Annotated in this window: 6 protein-coding genes; all 6 read right to left on the bottom strand. The window is 44.1% G+C overall.

What is annotated here, in order from left to right; all coding sequences use genetic code 11:
• On the bottom strand, nucleotides 1–858 hold an 858-nt coding region (locus tag A3762_RS06115), incomplete at its 3' end, for a lipopolysaccharide assembly protein LapB (protein ID WP_068754535.1).
• Nucleotides 859–862: 4 nt separating this feature from the next.
• Nucleotides 863–1,528: an energy transducer TonB gene (locus A3762_RS06120; protein ID WP_082868861.1), complete on the bottom strand. Its 666-nt coding sequence runs from the start codon at nucleotides 1,526–1,528 to the stop codon at nucleotides 863–865.
• Between the two features lie 10 nt (nucleotides 1,529–1,538).
• Nucleotides 1,539–1,940: a biopolymer transporter ExbD gene (locus tag A3762_RS06125; RefSeq protein WP_068481018.1), complete on the bottom strand. Its 402-nt coding sequence runs from the start codon at nucleotides 1,938–1,940 to the stop codon at nucleotides 1,539–1,541.
• A 17-nt stretch (nucleotides 1,941–1,957) separates the two neighbouring features.
• The gene (locus tag A3762_RS06130; RefSeq protein ID WP_068754537.1) at nucleotides 1,958–2,584 is read right to left on the bottom strand and encodes a MotA/TolQ/ExbB proton channel family protein; all 627 of its coding nucleotides are present in this window, start codon (nucleotides 2,582–2,584) and stop codon (nucleotides 1,958–1,960) included.
• 43 nt (nucleotides 2,585–2,627) lie between these two features.
• On the bottom strand, nucleotides 2,628–3,962 hold the full coding sequence (locus tag A3762_RS06135) for a MotA/TolQ/ExbB proton channel family protein (protein WP_082868971.1): 1,335 nt from the start codon (nucleotides 3,960–3,962) through the stop codon (nucleotides 2,628–2,630).
• A 35-nt stretch (nucleotides 3,963–3,997) separates the two neighbouring features.
• A complete protein-coding gene (locus A3762_RS06140; RefSeq protein ID WP_068754539.1) occupies nucleotides 3,998–4,780 on the bottom strand; it encodes a DUF3450 family protein in 783 nt (260 codons plus the stop codon).
• Between the last annotated feature and the right edge of the window lie 163 nt (nucleotides 4,781–4,943).

Genomic DNA, 4,943 nt, shown 5'->3' on the forward strand with positions numbered 1-4,943 from the left:
TCGGCGATTTAATTGCAGAGCGCGCACCGGACTCTCCGCTTTCAAATACAAAGCAGATGCTTTGGCTGAAAATCGTGGAAACTGCATTGAGGCGAACTCGTAAACGAGGGCCGCCATCATGTACTGCTGCTGATCAACATAGACTTGACCAAGTAACTCAAGAAGCTTGTCATTATCGTTATATTTAATGACGCCCTCCTCAAGAAGCACTGCGGCTTGCTCATATTCACCACTTTCTCTCAAAGCATATGCCAAGGCTAAGTAATCATTCGCCGTATAACCCTGCGCTTTTAAATATTGACGCGCATACTCTTGGGCTTGCTGGTAGTAGCCTAGCTCCAACAAGTAATAGAATTTCTGGCTATAAAACTCCGCGTATTGTGGGTGACGATCAATCCCTTGATCTAGCGTGTTCCACGCAGCTTCCATATTCTTTATCTGCTTAAAAGCCTCTGCTTTAATGACTAGCATCTGAGGATTTTCAAGCGTTTCCTCGCCTGCTTGATCTAGCGCTGCGATCAACATGTCGTATTCGTTACGCTGCCAATAATTACGGGCTTTGTAGAAGTAAATACTCGGATTAGATTGCCCTTGCTCAATCGCGGCATCTAAAAAAATGTTGGATACCAAGGGGTAACCGGTTTTCTGAAAAACAAGTCCTTTTAGCGTGTAATACGTCGCGAAATCAAAGTCATCGACCAGGACATCAACTTTATCTAACACGCTTTTTGCTCGTTGAATGTAGCCGTCTTTAACCAGTGTTGAACTCAGTGCGAGATAATCAATTTTTTGTGGTCCTGAAGCCTGCGCAAGGTTCGCAACCAAAACCATAACAAGGATAAAAATGCGTTGTCTCATGATGCTAGCGATCCAATTTAAAGACGATTTTTTGCATGGCCCAAACTTTTACTTTTTGACCGTTATATGTGCCGGGCTCAAACTTCCAGCGTCGAATCGTGCTTTCGGCTTTTAGATCGAATATTTCAGCCGGCTTTGATTCAATGATGTCCACGTCTTCAATATTACCCTGCTCATCAATCAAGACATTCATCGTCACATACCCACTTACACCTTGTTTACGCGCAAGTTCGGGATACACAATCGGCGAACGTTTTCTTACCTTTGGCGGCACATCAACCGTGCTTTTATCCATCACTTGATCGCCTGCTGACCCAATTAAATTTGCGTCATCAAACTCAGCGAACTGCGCTTGATCAAACAAAGGCACGCCAAAACTTAAGCCACTACCAGACAAATCGCTGCCAATCGCATTAGGTTGAATTGATGGTAAATCGCGTCTTGGCTGACGCTCCTGTTGCTTAGGTTTAGGCTTGGGTCTTTCTTTTGTGATTTGCTGTTGTCGTTCTAGCTCAAAATTAGTTGCGCCACCTTGGAGCTTTTCGCGATCAAAGTCTGATTCGTTCAAACCAATCACCACAACAAACAACAGAAAAGGCACTAAAACAGCGGCGACAATCGAAAAAAATTGCCGTGACACGCCTTGTCTCATTTCAATTGAATTCATCATAAGGCGCTACTCACGACTCCTGCTCAGTCGCGACGCCAACATTACTCGCACCGGATAACTTCGCTTGATCAATCACTTCAAGAACGAGTTTGGCTGGCACATTTTCATCAGTCACAACCAAGACACTTTTGTCAGTACTCGTGCGTAACATATCGCGCAACTTGCTCTGCAAGCTGTATACACGCACAGGCTGGTTGTCGACATACACATCACCAAAGCTATCAATAAAAATACGTGTCGCCTTGGTAGAAGCCGCTGCTGCACTGGCCGCATTCGGTCGTTCAAGATCTAGTTTCATGTCTTTAACGAACGTAGTCGTCACCATGAAGAAGATTAACAAGATGAACACCATGTCGATCAATGGAGAGATATCTACCTGCCCTTCTTGCTCGCTCTCTTGTCTGTATCTCATATTCTTTCTCGCTTATTTTATTTGCTCAGAGACGCTTGCTTTTGAGCGCACACTAAGTCTCGAATTTGATCCAACTCTCGACAGACATTGCGCTCTTTGCGCTCAATCATTCGTCCAACAAGTAAGCCTGGGATAGAAATCGCCAAACCTACTTGTGTTGTAAATAGCGCCTTACTGATCCCGCCTGCAATGCCGCCGGTTTGCGTAAATAGCGACATCGTGCCTAGGGAGTCAAAGGTCTCCATCATTCCATCGACTGTACCGAGCAAACCTAACAACGGAGCAACAGCAACGAGCGAACGCACTAAGCTACGATGCCTCGCCATGGTTTCTTTCAAATTAAAAAAATGCTCGTCGATACGCGCTTTCACGTTCACTGGACTGCGATACTCACGAGAAGTATCCATCGCAAATTTTGCGGCTTCGGCAGTGACGGATTTCAGATTCAAAAACTTGCGCTTTCCTTTCTTAGCTTTTCTCACTAAATCACGAGGCTTGTGCTGACTAGAGCGCACCGTCATGACGCGATAAACTAAGGCATACCACAACAATATGGAGACGATAATGAGCGGCAACATTACAAAGCCGCCCATCTCGTAATATTCCAGCAACACGCTATAGCTGGGGATAAATGTTTCTAACATGGCACCAATACTCAATTTACGTTATGACTCTCGAAGACACGGACTAAGCCGCGAGTTTCAGAGAATCAACAGTTGGTTTTTGGGTATTGATAACGTTTAGTGCAGCGCGCTCTAAACCATTCTTTGTACGCAAGGCCCAGTTAGATAAAAGATTGCCCAGTAGGAGCAATGGAATGGCCACAATCAAGCCAAACTTAGTAGTAATGAGCGCCTCTGAAATCCCTGTTGAGAGAAGACGCGGGTCACCCGTACCAAACTCCGTAATGATGTCGAAAGTACCAATCATGCCGGTTACGGTTCCTAGAAGCCCAAGTAAGGGTGAAACCGCAGCAATCACAAGAACTGCAGAGCCAAATCGATCAATACGCGAGCTTTCGTAAAGAATCGATTCAGAAATAATATCTTCAATATGATCACGTTCTTTCTTGATATTACGAAGCGTTGCGGCAATCACACGGCTAGCGCTATTTTTATTTTTCTTACAAGCTTTAAGTGCGGCATCGACACCCTCTGTCTCGATCAGGCGGTTTACGCGCTCTGTTACTTTTTGCGTATTTGCACCGAACAAAGCCAAAGAGACAATGCGAATCAGTACTAAGATCAAGCCGACAATACCAAGTACCAAGATCACCTTACCGATCAAGCCACCCGCCACTAGTTCATCGGCAAATGTTTTTTCCGCTTGTTTCTCTACCGCTTGCTCAGCATTATCAAAAAAGAAAATATCGATAGATGATGGCGACTCATTATTGGCCAGACTTAACGCTGTGCTTTGAGATGCCAGATCCCACAACTTGAACTTACCTGACCCAGATGGAGCCAAGGCACCGCTCTGCTCACCTAAACCAAATTTAGCAATACGCCCAACACTTAGGACCTGTGCATCAAGAAGCTCACCATTTAAACCGTAATAAGGTTCCGCCGTAGTTTTAATTTGTCCGTCATTCCCCATAACTAAAAGCGCTGAACCAAATGCAGTAGCAAGCTGTTCATCTTGGCTTTGCGTTTCATCGATCGACAAACCCAACTTTTGGAGACTTTCAGTTGCCTGAAGAAGTGTAGCGTCGAGCAGTAGCTGATCGGTTTCTGAGAAGTCTACTTCTCGGGTAGCATCCGCTATATCACGATTAATACGATCAATACGGTTTTGCTTCGCTACATATTGTCTTTGCAAAGCGTCTAAATCCGCCTGCGCCTTGTTTAAACTTTGCTGCTGCGAATCATTCAAATTCGCTAAACGCTGTTCAAGTGCATTTTTTTCTGCAACCAAGTAGGCATATTCTTTCTGATAAGCCAGTTCTAATTCGTTAGCATTTAGCACTAGCGAAGTCATCACCAGCACTGTCAACGATATTATTTTTACGAAGATTTTATTCATGGGAATCACTAAGGTTTTCGTTATAGTTAGCAAAGCTACTGAGCCGCGATGCTTGGTAGAATGTTGGGAACCGTGAACATTCCATTTCGAATATTCTTGGCAAATGCATCAAACAGGTAATCAAGATTTACACTCGCTTCTCGGCCGTTCAGTTCTTCTTGTACCCAAGCTCCGTCTACCTGCTTAATTAGTCCGTAGCTGTCATCGGCACCTTGGTAGAACGCAGCAACCTTGCCCAAACGCAATACTTTTACTAATTGCTCATTCCCACCAATTAAAACCGTTTCGTTATAAATTCCACTGCTACGCCCCATCATTAACTCGTCCTCTACGAAGGCCCACAACTGATTTACCGCTTTGTTTGGAGTGATAAGATTGGCATCAAGGCGATACTGAATATCCGTTAAAGCCTGAAGTCTTTCTTCACGCTTGAACGGTATCGATTGAGCAATTTGATCGTTAAGATCTTGGACGGCACGCTGCACCACTGGAGCAAGTTGATCACTTGTAGAAAACTTTTCTTCGTTTTCGACCTTTAACTTATGAAGCTCACGTTGAAGGTCTTTGAGGTTCAAATCTGCGCGACTGATCTTCACACTCATATCCGCTTTCTGATTTGAATACGCGCGCAATTGGTCGTTATAACTTGCTTTAGAAAAATTTATTTCATCGTGCAAACTAGCAATCTGCTGACGAATCTCCACGAGTTCTTGCGATAGGTTTTCTAAGGATTGAATATCGGTATTTGCGGCAAGACCTGAACTTACCGCCATGAAAACACCGCATGCTGCGAAGCGAATATGATTAATGACTTTCACTGGACTGACTCTGTTTTTATGAAAAGTCGAAGTCTAAGCAGCAGTATTTACATTTTTCTTACAGAAACTTTTCACTAATGTTTCAGGTCGCCCTTCAATACCTATTTGTCGTAATTGCCAAGAGTCTGAACTTGACTATGCTGTAGTGATATTTAAAGAGAGG

Source organism: Oleiphilus sp. HI0125, from assembly GCF_001635355.1.